Here is a 22,825-nt window from a genome sequence, read left to right as displayed (position 1 = left end):
GCGATGCATTCACGCAACGAAAAGGCCGGATCAATCCGGCCTTTTTCATATGTGCAGAACGATAGGACGGAAATAAAAACGGCGAGCCGAAGCTCGCCGTACCACTCTTCCGACTGGAGATCAGATTTGTAAACAGCGCAGTCCTTCTACGCTATCGAATGGTTCTTTTAAAATAGTACAAGCACACCAGAATGCAAATTACATTTTTGTTATATCAGCACTTGGTTACTTGTTATTTTATTCGAAAATTCAAGAATATTTCTTCAATTAAATATCAAATTATTAGAAATTTTATTGAACTCATGACCGTTACACCAAGATGAACGGTTCAATATACTTTTGAATGCAGACCGGGAGGCCGATGTCGGCCTCCCGGTTAAGCATTAGAACGAGCGCTGGAAGCGGATCATACCCTGAACGGCATCCTTGCCGTTGAGATAGGACTTGCTGTCGCTCCATTTGGTGTAGGAAACTTCCGGCGTGACCGTGAAGCCCGGAACCATTTCATACGCTACGTTGGCAGTAGCTGCGAAAGTGTTCGTGCCGTCATAAGCAAGCTGCGCATTGAAGACTGCCTTGTCGGTAGCCTTGAATGCTGCGCCGCCCCAGACAGCCCAATCGCCGCCCCAGGTGCCGTAGAAGCTGCTGATCGCACGAACCTGACCGATATCATGGCCATTGCCATCGGTCTGCATGATGTACTGGTCCTTATTGGACTTGTAACCACCCATCGCCCAGACCGAGAAGCGGTCCGTAATGTTCACGTCAGCGCGAACCTTACCGGCCCACTCTTCGTTGCGGGCGTCATAAGCAGCGACGCCTGCGATCTTGCCCCAGCCGCCTTCATACTTCAGGCCACCGACAACGTGCGGCGTGTAGTCCTTGATGACGCCATCATAGCCGTATGCGCTATCCGTATCATCATTGTTGCCCTGTTCGAGCGACAGAATGGCGGAGAAGCCGTTGCCACCGGTGAAGGTGTAGCTGATCAAGCCGGTGCGATAGCCGCCAGCGAGAATCACGTCATCGTTGATGACATCGCCGAGATAGCCCGGGAAGGTAACGAAGGCCGATTCATCGAGACCGACGCGGAGACCGCCAAGCTGGATATAGGCAAAACGCAGCGAACCGGAGGCACCTTCAACACCATTGCCCCAATCATAACGGGTTTCGGCAAAGGTCTTCAGAGTGCCAAGATCGGTTTCCGACGCCGTGGAGAGGCGCAGTGTGAAGCGAGCCTTGTTATCCCAGGAATTGCGGCGCGTATCGACGCTACCGTCACGATCAACGAAACCGCGACCGTAGACATTGTCACCGCCAGCAGCGTCGTAACGGACATAGCCGGATACGCGAAGGCAGGTTTCGGTGCCCGGAATATAGAAATATCCCGCACCATAGGCGTCGCAAACGCGAACATACTCAACAGATTCAGGCTCCGGTGCCACAACGGTATCCGCAGCATATGCTCCAGTGGTTGCAACCAGTGCTGCAGCCGAACCGAACAACAAGCTCTTGATCTTCATTTCATTGCCTCCAGAAATTTTTCAGACGAGGCCTGATAGAATGAATTCTACAAATACATCAATTCCAATTTTAAGAACTATATGAAGTTGAAAAGGAACATGTGTCCATTATGACACTAATTATAAACATCTTTACTTTATAACAATAAATAACTCATAAAATATAAATCAAATAAAATTTCAAGTATATTAACACTAGCAATTTCTAACTACAAAACCACTTTCGCCTTAAATACAATAAACGAAAACGGGGCCCGAAGGCCCCGTTTCACAAGCGTTTCGCGACTATGTCAGTCGATGGCTACCTGCCTGCAGCCTGCTGCGCATAGACGTAGCTGTCATAGGTATATTCAGCGACGCGGAACCATTCGAAGCCCTCGTCACGGAATTTTTTCCAGCTCGGGTAGATTTTCGCCCATGCCGGATTTTTCTCGTTGTATTCGGCGTAGAGTTCGAACGCGACCTTGTAGGCGGCATCCAGAACGTCTCGCGGAAGCGGTTGAAGCTTCACGCCCTTCGACACCAGCGAACGAATCGCAGCGGTGTTTTTCACGTCATAAAGCGAGATCATGTTCTGGGTCGCAGCTTCGGCAGCCGTATTCAGCGCAACCTTGTATGGCTCCGGCAGGCTTTCATATTGCTGCTTGTTGATGAAGAAGTGTACCGAAGCGCCGCCTTCCCAGAAGGCCGGGTAATAATAATATGGCGCGATCTGGTAGAAGCCGAGCTTCTCGTCATCATAAGGACCGACCCATTCGGCCGCATCGATCGTGCCGCGCTCCAGCGACGGATAGATGTCGCCGCCCGGAAGCTGTTGCGGAACGACGCCGAGCCGCGACATGACCTCGCCAGCCACGCCCGCGATACGCATCTTCAGGCCCTTCAGATCCGCAAGGCTTTTGATTTCCTTGCGATACCAGCCGCCCATCTGGGCCGCCGTGTTGCCGCCGACGATACCGACAATGCCATAATCGGCAAGGAACGCATTATAAAGCTCGTTGCCACCGCCATGATAGAGCCAGGCATTCTGCAGGCGTGTGTTCATGCCGAAGGGAATAGCCGTCCCGATGGCGAAAGCCGGGTTCTTGCCAGTGAAATAATAGCCGCACGTATGCGCCATTTCGACCGTGTTGGCCTGAACCGCATCGATGGCCTGTGGGCCAGGCACGATTTCACCGGCCTGGAATACCTGAATCTGGAACTTGCCTTCTGTCATCTTTGAAACGGCATTGGCCATATAGACCGCACCGCCGTAGATCGTATCCAGATTGTTCGGGAAGCCCGAAGTCAGGCGCCAGCGCAGCGTCGGCAACTCCTGCGCGATTGCCGGTGTTGCGAGTGCCGCTCCACTTGTGGCAGCGGCAGCGCCGATTGCGGCACCCTTCGTCAGAAATGTGCGGCGGCTCAAATCCTGTTTCATGTGTCTCCTCCTAAGATTGTTCTGGTTTATCAGAATCTACGCAATGCTCATTTTCCCCTCATTGCGCAGGTTTTTGCTGTTGGTCTTTGTCCTGTCCGAAGCTCGGCTGCGGAGAACCGAAAGACGGCGCGGGCAGAGGCTCAGTTGACGGCGAAGGCGCTCCGAAAGGTGCGGGTGCTGCGCCGAACGGATTGCCGCCGCCAGCATCTGGCATTGGCACATTGATCTGGATCGATGCCGGATCGGCCTGCGGATGGCCGCTCTTGTAGTGGGTGACGATGCCCGGGAAGCTGATGATGATGCCAACCATGACAAGCTGGATCAAAAGGAACGGGATCGATCCCATGTAGATTTGCCCCGACGTCACCGGCTGGATAGTCGCGCCTGTGACCTTGTCCTTATAGGGTCGGGATGGAGCGACCGAACGCAGATAGAAGAGCGAGAAGCCGAAAGGCGGATGCATGAACGATGTCTGCATATTGACCGCCAGCATGACGCCGAACCAGACCAGATCAATGCCGAGGCTGTCGGCCACCGGCGCCAGAAGCGGGATGATGATGAAGGCCAGCTCGAAATAATCGAGGAAGAAGGCCAGAAAGAACACCAGAAGATTGGCGACAATCAGGAAGCCGACTTCACCGCCGGGGATGGACGTCATCAGGTGTTCGACCCAGATGTGACCGTTGACGCCATAGAAGGTGAGAGAAAACACGCGCGCGCCCAGCAGAATGAAAATGACGAAGGACGACAGTTTTGCCGTGGCGTAAAGCGCCGACGTCAGCATCGTCATGTTGAGGCGGCGATTGATGATAGCGAGAAGCAGAGCGCCGACCGCCCCCATCGCGCCACCTTCCGTAGGCGTTGCAACGCCGATGAAGATCGTTCCGAGAACAAGGAAGATCAGCACAAGCGGCGGCACGAGCGAGATCACCACTTTCTGCGCCAGTTTCCAGCCCTTCAATGTACGGGCATGCGGCGGCAGAGCCGGGACCGTATCAGGCCGGAAAATCGACATGCCGATGATAAAGGCACAGTAGAAGCCAACCAGCAGAAGACCGGGAACCAGCGCGCCCTTGTACATATCGCCAACCGAACGGCCCAGTTGATCGGCAAGCACGATCAGGACGAGGCTTGGTGGAATGATCTGTGCCAGCGTGCCGGATGCTGCAATCGTGCCGCTCGCCACTTTGCGATCATAGCCGTAGCGCAACATGATCGGGAGCGAAATCAGTCCCATCGAAATCACCGAGGCAGCGACAACGCCGGTCGTGGCCGCAAGAAGCGCGCCGACGATGATCACCGCAAAAGCCAGCCCGCCACGCACGGGACCGAAAAGCTGCCCGATCGTATCGAGCAGTTCTTCCGCCATGCCGCTTCGCTCCAGTATCAACCCCATGAAGGTGAAGAACGGAATAGCGAGCAGCGTTTCATTCGACATCTGCCCGAAGATGCGATCCGGTATCGCGCCGAACAGGTTGACAGGCAGAAGCCCCATTTCGATGCCGACGAAGCCGAAGGCAAAACCGACGAAGGCCAGCGCAAAAGCCACCGGGTAGCCGAGCAACAGCACGACCACCAGCGACAGAAACATCAACGGAGCGAGATTTTCCGCAATAAAAGCAATCATATCCGTTCCCCTCAGAGCGTCTGGGCTTCCGCATCTTCAAGGGCGACCGTGTCCGGTATGCGCCCTTGAAGGATGGCGATGCGCTTGATGAGTTCGGAAATGCCTTGCAATGCGAGCAGCCCGAAACCGATGGGGATCAACACCCAGACCGGCCAGAGAACCAGCCCACCCGTATTGTTGGAGGTTTCACCGCTGGCGATCTTGGCTTCCACGATGGGCCAGGAGAGGTAAATGGTGATGAGGCAGAAAGGCAGGAGGAAAAAGAGCGTGCCGAAAATCTCGACCAATAGCTGGGTTCGCCGCGAATAACGGCTGTAGAGAAGATCAACCTTCACATGCTCGCTATGCAGAAGCGTATATCCGGCGGCGATAAGAAAGACCGCCGAGAACAGATACCATTGCGCTTCCAGCCACGCATTCGAGCTGACATTGAACAGCTTGCGCGAGACGGCATTGATAGCACTGATGAGCACTGCCACCAGGATCAGCCACGATACGGATTTTCCGATGAAATTATTGGCCGCGTCGATAGCACGCGACAACGCCAGCAAGACTGACATCGCTCCTCCCCTCCTGTTCCGCCTCCTCAAGCGGTTTTGGAGCGAATGATAGGACCGGCGAATCCATGCCGCAAGTTGACGAAAGTTCTAAGAAACGGAGACCTACCCATTAGTGGGTAAGGCAATATCGGGAGACGAACGGAATATCCGCTATTGCGAGGACAGCTATTGCGAAGACAGGCGCAACCGGTTCTCGATGACGTAGCGCGTAAGCCCGGCAGTGCTGGCTATTCCGAGTTTCTTCTTGATATTCTTGCGATGAGTTTCGACCGTCGCCTCCGAAATGCCGAGCCTGATTGCAATTTCGCGGTTGCTTCCACCTTCGGCCACCAGCACCAGAACATCGTTTTCGCGGACCGACAGCCCTTCCGATTTCCTGTCGCCGCTGTCGAGCAGCGCTTCCGAAACACCGGAAGAGAAATAAGTTCCACCCGAAGCGACCGCATGAATGGCGGCGACGATTTCAGTGGTGGACACATCCTTCAACACATAGCCGGAAGCTCCGCGCATGATGGAGGTCGAGATATATTCGCGGCTGTCGTGCATGGACAGCATGAGGATGCGAATGCCCGGCAATTGTTTCTTGAACAGTTCGATAGCGTCGATACCGTTGAGAAGTGGCATGTTGATATCCATCAAAACCACATCGGGATTAACGGTCAGCGCCAGTTCCAGTGCAGCCCGCGCATTGGAAGCCGCGCCTGCAATATCGATATCGTCATAGGTTTCGAGTACAGCTCGCAAACCATCCAGAACCAGCGGATGATTATCCACGAGCAATACGCGAATCTTGCATTCATTCGTCATGCGACTTCCGGTTCCCGCTTTCTCTCTGTTGCCGATTTCGGCAAGCGCGCGGTGAGCTGCGTACCATCTGCGCCGGTTTCAACCAAGAGCACACCGCCGAAATGCGCCATCCGCTCCTGCATATTTCGCAAGCCAAGCCCTGAAAGCTGATCTTTCAGATCACGCGCGGTAAAACCATTGCCGTCATCGGCGACTGTCATCGTCACCTTGCCGCCGGAACCCCAGAGGCGGATGCTCACCTGGCTTGCCCCGGAATGGCGCTCGACATTGGTGAGCGCTTCCTGCACGACGCGATAAAGCGCCGTGCTTGCCTCCGGCTTCAGCGTCTCGTTTAGTCCGCTTGCTTCGAGCTGCGTTTCAATGCCGGTCCGCTCCGAAAAATGTTCGCACAAAGCCTTGAGCGCAACGGTCAGGCCAAGATCGTCCAGAATGCGCGGACGCAGATCATGCGAAAGCCGCCGCACCTCCTTGATTGCACCATTGAGCGCATCCGATGCCTTCTCGATCGCAAGCGGCGCGCCTCCGCTGTCCATGCGCACCTGACGGCTTGCTAAATCGATGGCATAGCGAACGCCGACGAGATTTTGGGAAATGCCGTCATGCAGTTCACGCGCCAGACGTGCCCGTTCCTCCTCCTGCGTATCGATGATGCGCTGCGCCAGCTCCTTCAGCTTGTTATCAGCCATACGTCGCTCGCGCAGATTGAGCAGCATACAGGTCGCGAAGACGAGCATCACAGCTGGCACGGCGATCAGACTGACGATCAGGAATGTCGTTCGGATATTGGCCCGGAAATCGGCGTTGGCGGCAGCAGTCTGCACATAGACATCGTCAAGATAGACGCCAGTTCCGAGCATCCACTTCCATTTGCTCAGTCCAACAGCGAAGGAGAGCTTGTCCGCCATTTCGCCGCTTGACGGCTTTTCCCATTTATACTGGTGCAGTCCTCCACCTTCCTTCGCCTTGTCAATCAGATTGGCAATAACGCGATCTCCATCAGGATCAACAAGATCGAGCCAGTTATGGCCGGGCCGAAATGTCTGGCGAGGATGGACGACATTGTTGCCGTCATAGTCATAGACAAAGAAGTAGCCGTCGCGACCATAATCGAGCGAGGTCAGAATCTTCCGCACCTTTTCCATGGCAGCGGTATCGTCGGGGCCTGCATCGTCGTAAATCTGCTGGATGGAAGAAAGCGCCAGGTTGGTAAGATTGAGAAGCTCGGTCTCCTTGGCCTTCAGCATATTCTTCTCGAAGGTCGCGATACTGCTCTGCACAAGATTTGCCGACTGCCAGGTAATGAAGGCCGTGACCGTCAGAATAGCCACGATAAGGGGCACAATCGCCAGTGCAACGATCTGATAGCGTAGCGTCACGACTTCTCCTCCCGGCACAACGAGCCGACTTTTCCCAGGCGACTTTAGAGTTCCGGCTTGATGAGGAAAAGGGGACAATCAGCAAAACCTTGCCCCAAGAAAAAGACGCTTGCACAACCAATAATATATTATTCTTTTCTTATATAACTGAAATATAAACAATAATTCATAGTTGAAGACACGAATATTTTATGTTCAATAATGTTTTCTTGGACAGTGCGTCCGAGTATACGGTTCTGGGGCTCATTAATTTCAGAGAGAATCTTTTTATGAAAAGCTATCGCGTAATCGGTCTTGCATTCACGCTTGCAACCATTTCCGGCGCTTCGGCCTTTGCGGCTCCACTTCCAGGTGGAGCTAGCACCCTTCAGGAGACTTACCAAGACTGGACCGTTTCCTGTCAGAGCCAGAAGGAAACAAGCATCTGTGTGATGCGTCAGGACCAGAGCAGCACGCAGACCGGCCAGCGCGTTCTGACCGCGGAATTGCGCAATGTGGAAGGTAAGGTCGAAGGTGTTCTGCTGATGCCATTTGGCCTTGATCTTGCCAAGGGCGCAGCTCTCAAGATCGACGAAGTTGCCGGACCGAACCTCGCTTTCTCTACCTGCCTGCCGCAGGGTTGCCTGGCGCCGGTCAGCTTCGAAGCAAAGCAGGTTGCAGCTCTCAAGGCTGGCACCAATATCAACGTCACCACGACAGCCCTGAGCCCAAGCCAGCCGGTCGCCTTCAAGGTTTCGCTGAAGGGCTTCGGCGCAGCGCTTGACCGCATCACCGCACTGACGAAGTAAGCTTCAAAACTTTGATGAAAAAGCCATACGCCCGACGGGCGTATGGCTTTTTCTTTTGTCAGGCCGGATGCGCCGAGATATGCGCGAGATGCCTGCGCCATCGCAGCGTCATCAATACCGAGACAATACCGAGACCGGCGGCAAGGCCGAGCCAGATACCGACCCCACCCAGTTCAAACTGGAATGCAAGCAAGGCACCCAACGGCAAACCCACACCCCAATAGCCGAATAGAGCCAGGAACATCGGAATGCGTGTATCGCGCAATCCGCGCAACATGCCCGCGGCAACGGCCTGTGCACCGTCAACGATCTGGAAGAGAGCCGCCAGCGCAAGAAATGTGACAGCCAGTTCCATCACTGGCAGGTTCTGCGGATCGTGCAGATCGAGAAAAACACCAATGAACACGCGCGGGATGAGAACCATAAGAAGCCCCATCACGGCCATGAAACCGACGCCGAGCGCATAGGCGCTCCAGCCTGCATAGGCGACAGCCTGAGGGTCGCCGCGGCCATAGGCACGGCCCACGCGCACGGTTGCAACCTGACCGAAACCGAGTGGCACCATGAAGCTGAGCGATGCAATCTGGATCGCCACGGCATGAGCCGCCATGGCCGTCGGCCCGATGCGGCCCATCATCACCACTGCAGCATAGAAGATCGAAGTCTCGAACACGAATGTCAGCGCCATTGGAATACCAATGCGCCACAGTTCACGCAGGCGCGCCCAGTCGGGACGCCAGAAGCGGCCAAACAGGTGATAGCGGCGGAAGCGGTGGTGACGCACCGTGATGAATGCAAGCCCGAGGAACATCATCGTGCTTGACGCTGTTGTGGCGATACCGGCGCCGTGCAGTTCCATGCGCGGGAAACCGAAGTGACCGAATATCAGCGTCCAGCCGGCAAGCGCGTTGAAGCCGATGGCAAGGGCCGCAATAAGCAGCGTCCACATCGGCTTTTCCATCGCCGCAAAGAACGAGCGTAGAACAATATATCCGAGATAAGGCAGCAGTGCCCATTGCAGCGTGTGCATGAAATCCGTCGATCGGGCAGCTATATCCGGGCGCTGGCCGAGAAACAGGAATATCTCCTCGCAATGCCAGAGCACGATCCAGACCGGGATCGAGATCATTATGACCGTCCATAGTCCCTGTCGCACCGTGCGGCGCACATCGCGAACCGAATGACGGTTCTTGCCAAGCGCGATGGCGATCATCGGCATGACGGCCGAAACGAGCCCCATCGAGAAGATCATGAGCGTATGATAGAAGCTGGTCGCCAGCAGTGCCGAAGCGAGCGTATCCGCTCCAAGACGGCCGATGAAGATGACGTCGGTTGCAGTCAGCGCTGCCTGCGAAAGATTGGTGAAGATCAGCGGCCAGCCAAGCTTCAACGCTGCCGCCATCTCCCTGCCCCAGCGTTGCGTGCCGGATTCATGCGGCCCCCGAAAGCCCGCATCGATTGTCCTGTCCATTGTCCGCTCCCCGAAGCATCCGGGGCCGTCAATCCGCCGGATGTTCCATTTGAATGAGGCCACGCCCCGGAACATCAGAGACCATGTCAATCTGAGAAGAGGCGCGGAAATACGATCATCGACCGTCCCATGCCGGCTAAGGGTGTCCATCGCCAAGAGAGCGATCACACCCCAACTTTTCGGGTTGCTCAATTTCTAACGGGAACGTTGTGTATGTTCCAGAAACTGATCCGGAGCCAAGCGGGCTGCGCATCGATTTGCACAAAATAAGAGCACAATGGATATCAGACTTGCTTAAAGAAGCAACACATCTCGGAATGGATTTTTCATCTCCTGACACTGAGGGGAATGGAATCCTCATTCTGACGCGAAAGCGCAATTGCCCGTCCGATAAAGGATTGACGCTAACGCCCTAACCGATAGGAATGATTGCATTAATTGCAGGAGGCGTCATGCGCAGCACCAAAGTCATCCATATTGTCGGCTGTCACGCAGAAGGCGAAGTCGGTGATGTCATTGTCGGTGGCGTGGCCCCTCCTCCTGGCGATACTGTGTGGGAACAATCGCGCTTCATCGCCAGCGACGAGACCCTGCGCAATTTCGTGCTGAACGAGCCGCGCGGCGGTGTGTTTCGCCATGTCAATCTGCTGGTGCCACCAAAAGACCCGCGCGCGCAGATGGGTTTCATCATCATGGAGCCAGCCGATACGCCGCCCATGTCCGGGTCCAATTCAATCTGCGTCTCCACCGTTTTGCTGGATAGCGGCATTATCCCGATGCAGGAACCCGTGACGCGCATGGTGCTGGAGGCGCCGGGCGGAATCATTGAAGTGGAAGCCGAATGTCGCAACGGCAAGGCCGAGCGCATCAGTGTGCGCAACGTTCCATCTTTCGCTGACCGTCTGGATGTCTCATTGGAAGTTGAAGGCCTTGGCACGATCATTGTCGACACGGCTTATGGCGGTGACAGTTTCGTCATTGTCGATGCAGCTTCTATCGGAATGAAGATCGAGCCGGGCCAGGCGCGGGAACTTGCCCAAATTGGCGTGAAGATTACCAAAGCCGCCAACGAGCAGCTTGGTTTCCGCCATCCTGAAAAAGACTGGAACCACATTTCCTTCTGCCAGATCACCGAGCCGGTGACGCGCGACGGCGATGTGCTGACTGGCGTGAACACCGTTGCCATTCGCCCGGCCAAACTCGACCGTTCCCCGACCGGCACTGGCTGCTCGGCGCGCATGGCCGTGCTTCATGCAAAAGGCCAGATGAAAGTCGGCGAGAAATTTATCGGAAAGTCCGTGCTGGGCACAGAGTTTCACTGTCGGTTGGACAAGGCTCTGGAGCTTGGTGGCAAACCGGCCATCAGCCCCATCATTTCCGGTCGCGCTTGGGTGACGGGAACTTCGCAGCTCATGCTCGATCCGAGCGATCCGTTTCCAAGCGGCTACCGTCTGTCGGATACCTGGCCAAATATGCCTGAGTAAGCCAGAGCGAGGCACCACTAAAAAACCCCGCCAAAGCGGGGTTTTCTTTATTCATTCAAATGACGCTTACGCAAAGTCGAGAGCGCGGTCGCCGTCTTCATCCTTGATGCGCGATGGCAGGCCGATCTGGTTGAGGATGTGGAGGAACGGCTTTGGATTAAGCTCTTCCACATTCACCATCTTCTTCACATCCCATTCACCCGAGGCGATCAGGATTGCGGCCGCAACCGGCGGAACGCCAGCGGTATAGGAAATGCCCTGCGAACCCACTTCGTTGTAAGCGTCCTTATGGTCGGCAACGTTATAGATGAAGACTTCCTTCTCCTTGCCGTCCTTGGTGCCTTTGACGAAATCACCAATGCAGGTCTTGCCGGTATAGTCTGGTGCCAGCGACGATGGATCAGGCAGAACGGCCTTGACCACCTTGAGCGGCACGACTTCCAGACCTTCGGCAGTCTTGACCGGCTGTTCGGACAGGAGGCCCAGATTGTTCAGCACCGTAAAGACGTTGATATAGTGATCGCCAAAGCCCATCCAGAAACGCACATCTGCGTTCGGGTAGTTTTTCGACAGCGAATGCACTTCATCATGGCCGGTCATATAAGCCTTGCTTGGGCCAACGACAGGCAGGTCGAAAGTGTGGCCGACTTCGAACATCTTGTTCGACTGCCACTGACCACCCTGCCAGGAATAGACCGTGCCGGTGAATTCGCGGAAGTTGATTTCCGGGTCGAAATTGGTCGAGAACCAGCGGCCATGCGAACCGGCATTGATGTCAACGATGTCGATGGATTTGACTTCATCGAGATAGTCGTCAGCAGCCAGACGCGCATAGGCATTGACCACGCCCGGATCAAAGCCGATGCCGAGAATGGCGGTGATACCCTTCTCTTCGCATTCCTTGAGATGCTTCCATTCGTAGTTGCCATACCATGGCGGGGTTTCGCAGATCTTCTTCGGATCTTCATGGATCGCGGTGTCCATGTAAGCCACGCCCGTATCGATACAGGCGCGAAGGACCGACATATTAAGGAAGGCCGAGCCGACATTGATGACGATCTGAACGCCGGTCTTCTGGATCAGAGCCTTGGTGGCTTCAATATCCAGCGCGTCCAAAGCATGCGCTTCCAGCTTCACCTCGGTCTTGAGGCTCTTCTTTTCATGCACGCTATCGATAATCTTGCGGCATTTCTCAACCGTGCGGGACGCAATATGGATATCGCCCAAAATGTCAGAGTTTTGCGCACATTTATGTGCAACAACCTGTGCCACGCCCCCGGCGCCGATAATGAGAACGTTCTTCTTCATTTTCTGTCGATGCTTCCTCTTCCAGCGGTTACCCGCCATCTGTTAACCGTCCCGATTGCCTTCTCACCCGGAACACATGAGTTCATTGCAGCTTGAGGGCTGCAAAAGGATCTTTAAGAAAGCGACCCTTCAAAATCCGCATAATCAAATTCGCGGACTAATTTGACCGTGCCATCGAGTTCACGCACGGCAATGGCTGGCATCTTCACGCCATTAAACCAGTTCTTCTTGACCATGGTATAACCGGCTGCATCTTCAAATGAGAGGCGGTCCCCAATGGAGAGCTCCTTGTCGAAAGTGAACTCGCCGAAAATATCGCCAGCAAGGCAGGATTTGCCGCAAACCATATAGCTGTGCTCGCCATTGTTGGGCGCCATCTTCGCCTTTTCGCGATAGATGAGCAGATCGAGCATATGCGCTTCAATCGAGCTATCGACGATGGCGAGGTTCTTGCCGTTATAAAGCGTGTCGAGCACCGTCACTTCCAGCGTCGTGGTTTTGGTGATCGAAGCTTCGCCCGGCTCCAGATAAACCTGTACGCCAAACTTTTCCGAGAACGCCTTCAGGCGCGCGCAGAAATCATCGACCGGATAATCGTCACCGGTGAAGTGGATACCACCGCCAAGGCTGACCCATTCAACGCGGTGCAGAAGCGAGCCGAACTTTTCTTCGATATCGGTCAGCATCTTGTCGAAAAGACCGAAATCGGAATTTTCGCAATTGTTATGGATCATAAAGCCGGTCACGCGGTCCATGACCTTTTCGACCTTCGCAACATCCCATTCGCCAAGACGGCTGAACGGACGCGCCGGGTCAGCCAGATCGAAGGTCGAAGACGAAACGCCTGGGTTCAGACGCAAGCCGCGCTTGATATGCGCTGCCTTGTCGGCAAAACGCTCCAGCTGACCGATCGAATTGAAGATGATCTTGTCGGCATGGCTGATAACTTCGTCGATCTCGTTATCAGCATAGGCCACGCTATAGGCATGGGTTTCACCGCCAAATCTTTCATGGCCGAGACGCACTTCATTGAGCGATGACGACGTGGTGCCGTCCATATATTCGCTCATCAGATCAAACACCGACCACGTGGCAAAGCATTTCAGCGCCAGCAGAGCCTTGGCGCCGGACTTTTCGCGCACATAGGCAACCTTTTCCATGTTGCGCTTCAGCTTGGTCTTGTCGATCAGGTAGTAAGGCGTCTGGATCATGAGAGTTCCGGGTCGTCCAAAGGGGAAATCTGGCCTCGCCAGCAAGGCTGGTTTGCCAAGTTGAGGAAACACACAGGTGGTTTCCCAAATTATTCGAAGGCTTATAGGAAGCTTGTGACAGAAACACAAATCCGCCACAGCATTATCGGGAAAAATTTCCCCACAAGCTATCGCGGATTACTTCCCGACCTTCAGCAGGTGAGCTTCATATAGAGCTTTCTGCAGGAATTTGAACCCCTTCCCTCTTCTAGAGCGGTTCCGGTTGATAAGAAGTCGTTGGAACCGCTCTATCTGTTGTTTTTACGCATGTCTTTATCCCGAAACCGGTTCCCGCTTTCGGGATAAAGACATGCGCTACCCCTTGCCCTGCCGTTTTCATTGAAAGTCTTTGCCCGGACAAATGGCTTCTGCCGGCCGATAGGGCGCGCTACAATCCCAGAAATATCATCAAATTAATTAAACAAGCATTTGCTTGACAAATTACAGCCGCGGGCGTAGCCATTTTCTCCATGTTCGGGGCGACCTCATTCAGACTTTCGCCCGCACGATGACAGTCAAAGGAAAATGAAATGCAGGATCAGAAGCCGACCGCCGGTTGGGGAGACCTGTTCGCAGGCAGAAACGCTATCGTCTCGCTGACGCTTGTCGGCGGTGTGGCGCTTCATGCCATCAACGTGTTCATCGCTACAACCATTCTGCCAACGGTCGTCGCCGACATTGGCGGCATGGACTATTATGCGTGGAACACGGCGCTGTTCGTGACTGCATCCATTCTCGGCTCGGCTCTCGTGCCGCGCCTGCTTTCCCAGGCAGGCCCGCGCAGCGCCTATCTGATCGCGGCGATAATCTTCGCTGCCGGAACCCTGACCTGTGGTCTGGCTCCATCTATGCCTGTCATGCTGGCGGGGCGCGCCATACAGGGTCTTGGCGGCGGCATGATGCTGGCGCTCTCCTACTCCATGATCCGTATCGTTTTCGACGAAGCGCTGTGGCCGCGTGCCATCGGTCTCGTATCCGGCATGTGGGGCGTGGCCACACTTGTCGGTCCAGCCATCGGCGGCGTCTTTGCTGAGCTTGGCATCTGGCGCGCCGCCTTCTGGTCGCTTGCGCCGGTGATTGCCGTGTTCACCATCATGGCCATGACGGTGCTGCCGCGTGAATCCGGCTCCGCCGCCAGCAATGACCGGCTTGCCTGGCCACAACTCATCCTTTTGACCGCTGCAGTCCTCGCCGTTTCTGCTGGAAGTATTTCATCCGAACTGACGTTCAATGCCGGAGGCGTCGCGCTTGCCATTATTCTGCTGCTTCTCCTCGCAGCAGTGGAAAAGAAAGCCAGCAGACGCATTCTGCCGAAAGGCTCGTTCAGCATCCAGAAACTCGGCGCGCTTTATCTGACCCTCGCCTTCCTCAGCGCATCCGTCACCAGTTCCGAAGTCTTCGTACCGCTGTTCTTTCAGGTGCTTCACAACCAGTCACCGCTTGTTGCGGGCTATCTGGCAGCCATCATGGGCGGCAGCTGGACACTTGGTTCCATCGGATCGTCAGGGGTTGCCGCCGGGCGTACCGACCGTGTCATTCTGGCCGCCCCCGTCATGGGCGTGGCAGGCATGGTTACGCTGGCCGTTCTCATTCCCGCTGGCAGCGAAGGACATTGGTACGATCTGCTGCCGATCTGTATCGCGCTGGCCGTCATCGGTTTTGGCGTTGGCCTGACATGGCCGCACCTGCTGACCCGCATTTTCAAGCGTGCCGACGCAGAGGATCAGAATCTGGCTTCCGCATCCGTGACCATGGTGCAGCTTTTCACAACCGCCCTTGGCGCAGCACTTGCAGGAATGGTTGCCAATATGGCTGGCCTCACCAATCCCGGCGGCTTTACCGGCACTGCACATGCCGCACTTTGGCTCTTCTCCGGCTTTGCCATTCTGTCTGCACTGGCATTCGTGTCGGCACTCGCTCTGGTCCGCAGCGCGAGACAGCCGCAACCGGCATAGTGCTAAAAGGATGGTTAGGCGGTCGGCGCAATAACGTAAGCACAGCGTCGCGCACCGGCCAGAATATGCTCGGTGCGGTTTACAGAAACATCAGGGCCAAGCACTGCCCTGAATACCTGAAGCTCTGATCTGCAAAAGCCCTGACAGGCATCTGCAGCGGCGCAGATAGGACAATGATTTTCGATGAGCAGCCAGGAACCATCGTCCCGCTTTTCGGCATCAGCCATGTAGCCTTCGGCGGAACGAATGTCGGCAAGTTCCTTCACTCGCTGGTCGAGCGACAAATCCTTCAGCCGTGTCTGATATTGACGGCGCGTCTCGGTCTCGCGATGGGCGATCAGCGTGTCCAGCGCATCGTCACCAAGAATGGTACGCACCGAATGAAGAAGCTGAACCGTCAGATCGGCATGCGTATCGGGGAAACGTTTGTTACCGGCTTCGGTCAGATCCCAGAACAACGAAGGGCGGCCAACGCCTTGGGATACGGAATGTGAGGAAACAAGCCCTTCCTCTGCCAGACGCACGAGCTGTTGGCGAACGGCCTCACCTGTGGTTCCCAAATGTTCCCCGATGGTCGCGGCGGTCTGCGCTCCCCGCATCTTGAGCGAGAGCATGATCCTCCCTGCGGGAGAACGTGCTCCCAATTCATCGGTATTTAGAAAGTCATTCCTTGACATATGTGCCATTTTCTATTTAAAGAAGGATTATCTTGTTAAATAGGTGATCAGGCCTGTCGAAGCAAGATAATTCTGAATTTTCAATATTCAAACCGGCTTTCCTCAAAGCCAGAGTCCACACCGGGATAGATCCTCAGGATGCTGAACGGTGATTATGCTCAAGCGATCAGGAGTTTTAAAATGAGCTTCACTTTGCCACCACTTCCCTTTGCAACCAACGCGCTCGAAGGCGTCGGAATGGGCACGGAAACGCTTGAGCTGCACCACGGCAAGCACCATCAGGCCTATGTGACGGCACTCAACGGTTTCGTGGAGAAAAATGACGCGCTCAAGGGCAAGTCGCTCGAAGAAATCGTCCTCTTCGCCAAGGATAAGGCTGATCTAGCTCCCGTGTTCAACAATGCCGGCCAGCATTGGAACCACGATCTGTTCTGGCAGAACCTGTCGGCAACCGGTGGTCGCCTGCCTGGCGCTCTGGAAAAGAAGATCGTCGAGGATTTCGGTAGCGTCGACCAGTTCAAGGAAGCCTTCAAGGCTGCGGCCGTCGGGCAGTTCGGCTCGGGCTGGGCATGGCTGGTTCTGGCCAATGACGGCAAGCTGAAGGTCACCAAGACGCCAAATGGCTCCAACCCGCTGGCAACAGGCGAAGGCAAGGCACTATTAGGGCTTGATGTCTGGGAGCATAGCTATTATCTCGATTTCCGTAATCGTCGGCCTGACTATGTAACGAATTTCCTCGACAAGCTGGCCAACTACGAATTCGCGGAAGCCACCCTGAAGGCAGCATGACGCGCTTACATTGATTGTGATCAAGGCGTTTTGCCCGCAGCGGATGCAGTCTCCACGGAGCTGCACGACTGCGGGCAAAATGCAGCAATGACCGATAGAAACCGAACCGACCAATCCATTCCATAGGCGCCGTCCTCCCAAGCGGTGCTGGAGCAAGACAGAGACAGTTCCGAAAATGAGCAGCAACTTCAATCAGGAAACCGTCACCGACATCCATCACTGGACCGACACGCTGTTTTCCTTCCGCACGACGCGCGACCCCGGTTTTCGCTTCCAGAGCGGCCAGTTCATCATGATGGGCCTGGAAGTGAACGGCAAGCCGCTCACACGCGCCTATTCGATTGCCTCGAGCCTTTACGAAGACGGTCTGGAATTCTTCTCGATCAAGGTGCCGAACGGTCCATTGACCTCAAAGCTCCAGCACCTGAAGGTTGGTGACCAGATCATCCTGTCCAAGAAGCCGGTCGGCACGCTGCTCTATGACAATCTGAAGCCCGGAAAAAATCTCTGGTTGCTTTCGACCGGCACCGGTCTCGCGCCGTTCCTGTCGATCATCCGTGATCTGGAAGCCTATGAACGTTTCGAGAAGATTATTCTCGTTCATGGCGTACGTCAGGTGGCAGAGCTTGCCTATACGGACTTCATCGCCAATGAATTACCGCAGGATGAATTCCTCGGCGAAATGGTCAAGAACCAGCTCATCTACTATCCGACCGTCACACGTGAGCCTTACAAGAATCGTGGCCGCCTGACCGACCTCATTCGTTCGGGTCAGCTCTTTGCCGATATTGATCTGCCGGAATTCAACCACGATGACGACCGCATGATGCTCTGCGGCAGCCCGGAAATGCTGGCCGAAACCAAGCAGATTCTGGAAGAACGCGGCTTCAAGGAAGGCAGCCAGAGCGAAGCCGGACATTACGTCATCGAAAAGGCTTTTGTTGAAAAGTAAGCCCTGCCACAAGCGCTGGAAAATGAATAGAGGGAGGCGTCTGCCTCCCTTTTTCTTTAACTGTACTTATTGAGATCGTACCGCCTGCAGGAAAAACGTCTTCACACCGGCGACTATCTCGGCACGATCCATCATATCCGGGTTGGAGATGATCTCATCGACCGCACCGTGCAGCGCATTGAACAGAAGTACAGCCGTCAAACGCGTATCGGTGATTTTCCATGCGCCTGCAGCATTACCGTCGGTCAACAACGCATCGAGCCGGACGATTGCCGGATTTTCCTGCTTCATGCGACGCATGGGCGGGTGAAAATCATGGAACACCATGTCGTGGAGTTTGTAGTTGTCGAGATAACCGGCAATGCCGGTCTCGGCCCATGCAGCCAGTTTTCCCTGCCAGTCGTCGGCGGCAAGTAGACCGAGTTGGCGCTCCAATCGCTCGCAGAACCCATCGACAAATCGCTCCCGCAAGGCAAGCAGGATGTCGTCCTTGCTGCGAAAATGCAGATAGAACGTACCTTTGGCGACGTCCGCCAGACGCACTATTTCATCCACGCTTGTCGCCGCGAAGCCCTTTTCGAGGAAGAGGGCTTCGGCTGCAGCCATCAGCTCGTCGCGACGTATTTCCGCTGGTTTGGTGCGGGGCTTGGGCTTGATGGCAGTGGAAGGCAAATCAATCTCCAAAACTTCAGGTCGCTGCCAATTTATCCCGGATCGCCGCCCTGTCAAAATCAAGCTGATTTGGTCGAATGACCCGATCTTCCAGCCAATGCAGCGCCGCATCGACATTGGAGAATGTGCCCGCGGGGACGCGAAACAGCTTTTCTGCATCCATGCGGCTTGCCTGTTCATAAACAGATTCCGGAACGATGTTCACCATGCCCAGCACCTGTTCGCGAATACGCTGCGCATTCTGTTGCAACCATTGTTTCACTTCCCGTGCCGAACCTTCGGGATGCGCAAGTGCATCCTCGTCCAGAAAACGGCGGATCGTGATGAAGGGCTTTCCCTCATCAAGCCACCGATTCCAGACATCAAAGAATTCACGCGTTTCTTCCAAGGTCGATGCGCCCTTCGACAAGGTGACCACGTAAGGCCAATTTTCCGTATGGTGAAGCATCACGCTTCCCTCCTGCTCGATATCCATCAAACTTTCTGCGGCAATGCCGCTTTGAGCCGTGACGGCGATCCGGCAACCGGCACGCACACAAGCAAGTTGCAGAACCACCGCACGACTCATGACTGACTATCAGTCAGTCATTGTGTGACATGAAAACATGAATTATTCAATCATGTTTTTGCGTGTAGGATTCTTGCACGAGTATGGAGGCAGTTATCGCCATGAATGTGCGAGACCTAACCCTTAGCGACGGACTAGGTTTTACAGCGAAGCACGTTTGGACATTGTCTATGTGGGAGATATTGCGCCTGTCCACACAAGACGTAAAGCCTCAGCTATTCAGTTCAAAATCGAGCCCGATATCGAGATTTGGCGCGCTGTGCGTGGTCCAGCCGACCGAAATCAGATCAACCCCGCTGGCAGCGACCGCAGCCACCGTTTCCGGCGTAATGCCGCCCGAGGCTTCGGAAATGGCGCGACCGTCGATAATCGAGACCGCCTCGCGCAATTGCGCAGGCGTCATATTGTCGAGCAATACAGCGTCCACACCAATGGCCATCGCCTCCTCGAGCTGTTGCAGCGTATCGACCTCGACCTCGATCTTGACCATGTGACCAGCACCGGCCTTGGCGCGTTCGATAGCCTCGCGCACACCGCCCGCAACGGCGATATGATTGTCCTTGATGAGCACCGCATCATAGAGCGCGAAACGGTGGTTCATGCCGCCGCCTGCCCGGACTGCATATTTCTGCAAGGCGCGCAGACCGGGCGTCGTCTTGCGGGTGCAGACGATGGAGGCCTTTGTGCCAGCCACAGCCTTGACCAGATTAGTCGTCGCCGTGGCGATGCCGGACAGATGGCCAAGGAAATTCAGCGCCGTCCGTTCTCCTGCGAGTATAGAGCGGGACGAGCCGGAAACGCGGGCGACATCCTCCCCTTTTTCAAGAGACTGACCGTCCCGCGCCAGACGTTCGAATGTGACATCCGGATCGACCAGACGAAATGCCATTTCAGCCACATCCATCCCGGCGATAACGCCCGGCTGGCGCAGGCTGAACAGCATGGCCGAGCGGTGATCCTCCGGCACCACCGCATTGCTGGTAATATCGCCAGCAAGCCCCAGATCTTCCAGAAGTGCAGCGCGCACCAGCGGTTCGACGACGAGCAGAGACAAGCGCGGCAGGTTCATCATGCAGTCCTTGTAACAGAGTGAGGCGCGGCAATGTCGCGTGCCAGTGCGAAAGCTGCCGAAAAAGTGAAAAAACTGCGGACTGGAGCCGCAATTTTGGCGGGATAGTCGGTGCGGGCATGACTGCCACGCGACTCGCGCCGTTCATATGCCGCAACCGCAGCAACCAGCGCCACGGCTGCGGCATCGTCGGTCTCCGCGAGGGGGAGAAGGGCGGTGATTGCAGAGCGCAAACCTTCTTCATCACGCAGCAGGCCAAGATGGCTGGAAACCACGCGCCGCACCGGTTCGGGATCGGCGCTCTGCGGCAGGCTGACCGGCACGGGATGCCGCACGGCGACCGCCTCTTCACAGCCAAGCGCGCGGGCGGCGCGCAGCCCCATGGCGGCAGCTTCAAGCAGCGAATTGCTGGCCAGCCGGTTGGCGCCGTGCAGGCCGGTGCAGGCCGCTTCGCCCACAGCCCACAGCCCCGGCAGACTGCTGCGCCCGTCGGCGTCGGTCCTGATGCCGCCCATATGGTAATGCGTGGCCGGTCTGACCGGGATCATATCACTGGACGGATCAATGCCATGCTGTTTGCAAAGCGCGTCGATACCGGGAAACCGGGTTGCAAAACGCGCACCCAGAGCCGCGCGCGCATCCAGATAGACCTTGCGCCCTTGTGCAATCTCGTTGCCAATGGCACGCGCCACCACATCACGGGGCGCAAGCTCACGGCCCGGAATATCAGCCATGAACTGCTCGCCACGATCATTGACGAGCTTAGCGCCCTCCCCGCGCACCGCTTCGCTAACCAGCGGCAGACGCGGCGCAGAAACGGCAAGCGCGGTCGGGTGGAACTGCACGAATTCCATATCGGCAAGCACAGCGCCAGCGCGGCCTGCCAGAGCGGCACCTTGGCCGAGATTGCCAAGCGGCGTGGTTGTTGCCTTATAAAGTCCGCCGATCCCGCCCGTCGCCAGCACCACGGCGGTTGCTGCAACCGGTCCGAGATTTTCAAGACAGGCACCGACCACACGGCCATCCTGCTTGATCAAACGCAGGGCGCGGGTGTTTTCCAGAACTGTGATCGAAGGCGTTGCCAGAACCTTTGCGGTTAAAGCTCGTATGATGCCCGCCCCCGTCGCGTCGCCATCCACATGCACAATGCGATGGCGACTATGGGCGGCTTCCAGACCGAGCGAAAACGAACCGTCCGCCTTGCGGTCGAAGTGCACGCCATGCGCTTCCAGCGCGGCAATGACTTCCGCGCCTGCCGCCACAATCTCCGCAGCCACGCCCCGGTCACACAGGCCGTCGCCAGCCGCAATCGTATCGGCCAGATGCAGCGCCGCGCTGTCATCCGCGCCAACACTTGCGGCAATGCCGCCTTGCGCCAGCATGCTGGAACCGGACAGGCCGAGGCTTCCCGCTGTCACCAGCAACACCGGCTGCGGAGATAGTGTCAGCGCCGTCATCAGACCGGCAAGACCGCTGCCGATGACGAGAACCGGGAGCGGGGCCGTGTTCATACCGCCAGCATCCGTTCGACGGCGCGCCGGGCAGGCTCCATCAGTGCTGCCTCGACGGTCACTTCATGGCGATTGTTTTCCAGCGCATCGCGAATGTTGGCAAGCGTGATCCGCTTCATATGCGGGCAGAGATTGCACGGGCGGATGAACTCGACATCGGGGTGATCGACAGCGACATTGTCGCTCATCGAGCATTCGGTCAAAAGCACGACACGCTGCGGCTTTTTCTCGCCGACATAATCCGACATGACCGCCGTGGACCCGGCGAAATCGGCAGCTTCCACCACGTCCGGCGGGCATTCAGGATGGGCCAGAACCACCACACCGGGGTGGCTCTCGCGCAATTCGCGAATATCGTCGGGGGTGAAGCGTTCATGCACCTCGCAATGGCCATGCCAGGCGAGAATTTCGACATCGGTTTCGCGCGCCACATTCTGCGCCAGAAACTCGTCGGGGATCATCAGCACGCGCGGCACGCCGAGCGATTCCACCACCTTTTTGGCATTGCCGGAGGTGCAGCAAATATCGGATGCCGCCTTCACGGCAGCGGATGTGTTGACATAAGTAATGATCGGCACGCCGGGATGCGCTTCACGCAGCAACGCCACATCTTCCGGCGTGATGCTGTCGGCCAGCGAACAGCCCGCCCCCATATCCGGGATCAGCACTGTCTTGCCTGGATTGAGCAGCTTGGCCGTTTCGGCCATGAAATGCACGCCCGCCAGCACGATCACATCGGCATCGACCTCCGCAGCCTTGCGCGCCAGCGCCAGACTGTCGCCGACAATATCGGCCACGCAATGGAAGATTTCCGGTGTCTGGTAATTATGCGCAAGGATAACCGCATTGCGCTTTTTCTTCAGTTCGAGGATCGCCGCAACGTCGTCCTCGAAGCCCAGCCACTCCGCCTTCGGCAGGACTTTGGCCACGCGATCATAGAGTTGCGAGACGGAAACATGATCGTTCATGTGCGAGCCTCCCAGCTCATCGACATGCGTTTACGCATCAACCTCACACG

Annotated in this window: 20 protein-coding genes; 5 read left to right on the top strand and 15 right to left on the bottom strand. The window is 56.0% G+C overall.

Going from position 1 to position 22,825, the window contains the following annotated elements; translation table 11 throughout:
- Positions 1 to 383: 383 nt before the first annotated feature.
- The 6 genes from LJ361_RS02010 to LJ361_RS01985 form a co-directional block, all read right to left on the bottom strand.
- Entirely contained in the window at positions 384 to 1,523 is a 1,140-nt protein-coding gene (locus LJ361_RS02010; protein ID WP_010658270.1) for a porin, read from the bottom strand.
- A 301-nt stretch (positions 1,524 to 1,824) separates the two neighbouring features.
- A complete protein-coding gene (locus tag LJ361_RS02005; protein WP_010658269.1) occupies positions 1,825 to 2,943 on the bottom strand; it encodes a TRAP transporter substrate-binding protein in 1,119 nt (372 codons plus the stop codon).
- A gap of 58 nt (positions 2,944 to 3,001) precedes the next feature.
- Positions 3,002 to 4,570, bottom strand: a complete 1,569-nt coding sequence (locus tag LJ361_RS02000) for a TRAP transporter large permease (RefSeq protein ID WP_010658268.1) — start codon at positions 4,568 to 4,570, stop codon at positions 3,002 to 3,004.
- Between the two features lie 11 nt (positions 4,571 to 4,581).
- On the bottom strand, positions 4,582 to 5,130 hold the full coding sequence (locus LJ361_RS01995; RefSeq protein WP_010658267.1) for a TRAP transporter small permease subunit: 549 nt from the start codon (positions 5,128 to 5,130) through the stop codon (positions 4,582 to 4,584).
- A 165-nt stretch (positions 5,131 to 5,295) separates the two neighbouring features.
- On the bottom strand, positions 5,296 to 5,937 hold the full coding sequence (locus LJ361_RS01990; protein WP_010658266.1) for a response regulator: 642 nt from the start codon (positions 5,935 to 5,937) through the stop codon (positions 5,296 to 5,298).
- Positions 5,934 to 7,313: a cache domain-containing protein gene (locus tag LJ361_RS01985; RefSeq protein WP_010658265.1), complete on the bottom strand. Its 1,380-nt coding sequence runs from the start codon at positions 7,311 to 7,313 to the stop codon at positions 5,934 to 5,936. Before LJ361_RS01985 ends, LJ361_RS01990 begins: the two co-directional genes overlap by 4 nt.
- 269 nt (positions 7,314 to 7,582) lie before the next feature.
- Between LJ361_RS01985 and LJ361_RS01980 the strand changes: the two genes are divergently transcribed.
- Positions 7,583 to 8,101, top strand: coding sequence for an invasion associated locus B family protein (locus LJ361_RS01980; protein ID WP_010658264.1), 519 nt, complete (start codon positions 7,583 to 7,585; stop codon positions 8,099 to 8,101).
- A 58-nt stretch (positions 8,102 to 8,159) separates the two neighbouring features.
- Here the strand turns inward: LJ361_RS01980 and LJ361_RS01975 are convergent, their stop codons facing one another.
- On the bottom strand, positions 8,160 to 9,572 hold the full coding sequence (locus LJ361_RS01975; RefSeq protein ID WP_010658263.1) for an MATE family efflux transporter: 1,413 nt from the start codon (positions 9,570 to 9,572) through the stop codon (positions 8,160 to 8,162).
- 452 nt (positions 9,573 to 10,024) lie between these two features.
- Between LJ361_RS01975 and LJ361_RS01970 the strand changes: the two genes are divergently transcribed.
- Complete coding sequence (locus tag LJ361_RS01970; protein WP_166943072.1) at positions 10,025 to 11,056, top strand: trans-3-hydroxy-L-proline dehydratase; 1,032 nt, start codon at positions 10,025 to 10,027, stop codon at positions 11,054 to 11,056.
- 66 nt (positions 11,057 to 11,122) lie between these two features.
- Here LJ361_RS01970 and LJ361_RS01965 read toward each other — a convergent pair whose 3' ends face one another.
- Both LJ361_RS01965 and nspC read right to left on the bottom strand, forming a co-directional pair.
- On the bottom strand, positions 11,123 to 12,364 hold the full coding sequence (locus tag LJ361_RS01965) for a saccharopine dehydrogenase family protein (RefSeq protein ID WP_010658261.1): 1,242 nt from the start codon (positions 12,362 to 12,364) through the stop codon (positions 11,123 to 11,125).
- Positions 12,365 to 12,477: 113 nt separating this feature from the next.
- The gene (gene nspC / locus LJ361_RS01960) at positions 12,478 to 13,575 is read right to left on the bottom strand and encodes a carboxynorspermidine decarboxylase (protein ID WP_166943075.1); all 1,098 of its coding nucleotides are present in this window, start codon (positions 13,573 to 13,575) and stop codon (positions 12,478 to 12,480) included.
- 569 nt (positions 13,576 to 14,144) lie between these two features.
- Here nspC and LJ361_RS01955 point away from each other — a divergent pair.
- Positions 14,145 to 15,569: an MFS transporter gene (locus LJ361_RS01955; protein WP_166943079.1), complete on the top strand. Its 1,425-nt coding sequence runs from the start codon at positions 14,145 to 14,147 to the stop codon at positions 15,567 to 15,569.
- A gap of 14 nt (positions 15,570 to 15,583) precedes the next feature.
- Here LJ361_RS01955 and LJ361_RS01950 read toward each other — a convergent pair whose 3' ends face one another.
- Entirely contained in the window at positions 15,584 to 16,183 is a 600-nt protein-coding gene (locus tag LJ361_RS01950) for a helix-turn-helix transcriptional regulator (protein ID WP_012090727.1), read from the bottom strand.
- 243 nt (positions 16,184 to 16,426) lie between these two features.
- On the opposite strand from LJ361_RS01950, the gene LJ361_RS01945 reads away from it, so the two are divergent.
- Both LJ361_RS01945 and LJ361_RS01940 read left to right on the top strand, forming a co-directional pair.
- Positions 16,427 to 17,035: a superoxide dismutase gene (locus LJ361_RS01945; RefSeq protein ID WP_029925699.1), complete on the top strand. Its 609-nt coding sequence runs from the start codon at positions 16,427 to 16,429 to the stop codon at positions 17,033 to 17,035.
- A 175-nt stretch (positions 17,036 to 17,210) separates the two neighbouring features.
- Positions 17,211 to 17,987, top strand: coding sequence for a ferredoxin--NADP reductase (locus LJ361_RS01940; RefSeq protein WP_166943081.1), 777 nt, complete (start codon positions 17,211 to 17,213; stop codon positions 17,985 to 17,987).
- A gap of 66 nt (positions 17,988 to 18,053) precedes the next feature.
- On the opposite strand, the gene LJ361_RS01935 is transcribed toward LJ361_RS01940, so the two are convergent.
- From LJ361_RS01935 to nadA, 5 genes are all read right to left on the bottom strand, one after another.
- Complete coding sequence (locus LJ361_RS01935) at positions 18,054 to 18,659, bottom strand: TetR/AcrR family transcriptional regulator (protein ID WP_264812484.1); 606 nt, start codon at positions 18,657 to 18,659, stop codon at positions 18,054 to 18,056.
- A 16-nt stretch (positions 18,660 to 18,675) separates the two neighbouring features.
- Complete coding sequence (locus LJ361_RS01930) at positions 18,676 to 19,227, bottom strand: hypothetical protein (RefSeq protein WP_226622390.1); 552 nt, start codon at positions 19,225 to 19,227, stop codon at positions 18,676 to 18,678.
- Positions 19,228 to 19,438: 211 nt separating this feature from the next.
- Positions 19,439 to 20,296, bottom strand: a complete 858-nt coding sequence (gene nadC / locus LJ361_RS01925) for a carboxylating nicotinate-nucleotide diphosphorylase (RefSeq protein WP_029925705.1) — start codon at positions 20,294 to 20,296, stop codon at positions 19,439 to 19,441.
- Positions 20,296 to 21,807: an L-aspartate oxidase gene (locus LJ361_RS01920; protein ID WP_166943085.1), complete on the bottom strand. Its 1,512-nt coding sequence runs from the start codon at positions 21,805 to 21,807 to the stop codon at positions 20,296 to 20,298. Before LJ361_RS01920 ends, nadC begins: the two co-directional genes overlap by 1 nt.
- A complete protein-coding gene (gene nadA / locus LJ361_RS01915) occupies positions 21,804 to 22,775 on the bottom strand; it encodes a quinolinate synthase NadA (protein ID WP_010658251.1) in 972 nt (323 codons plus the stop codon). The genes LJ361_RS01920 and nadA overlap by 4 nt, the downstream gene beginning before the upstream one ends.
- Between the last annotated feature and the right edge of the window lie 50 nt (positions 22,776 to 22,825).

This window comes from Brucella sp. JSBI001 (assembly GCF_026014005.1).
Taxonomy (GTDB): domain Bacteria; phylum Pseudomonadota; class Alphaproteobacteria; order Rhizobiales; family Rhizobiaceae; genus Brucella; species Brucella anthropi.
This window is presented reverse-complemented; position numbering and strand designations above follow the sequence as displayed.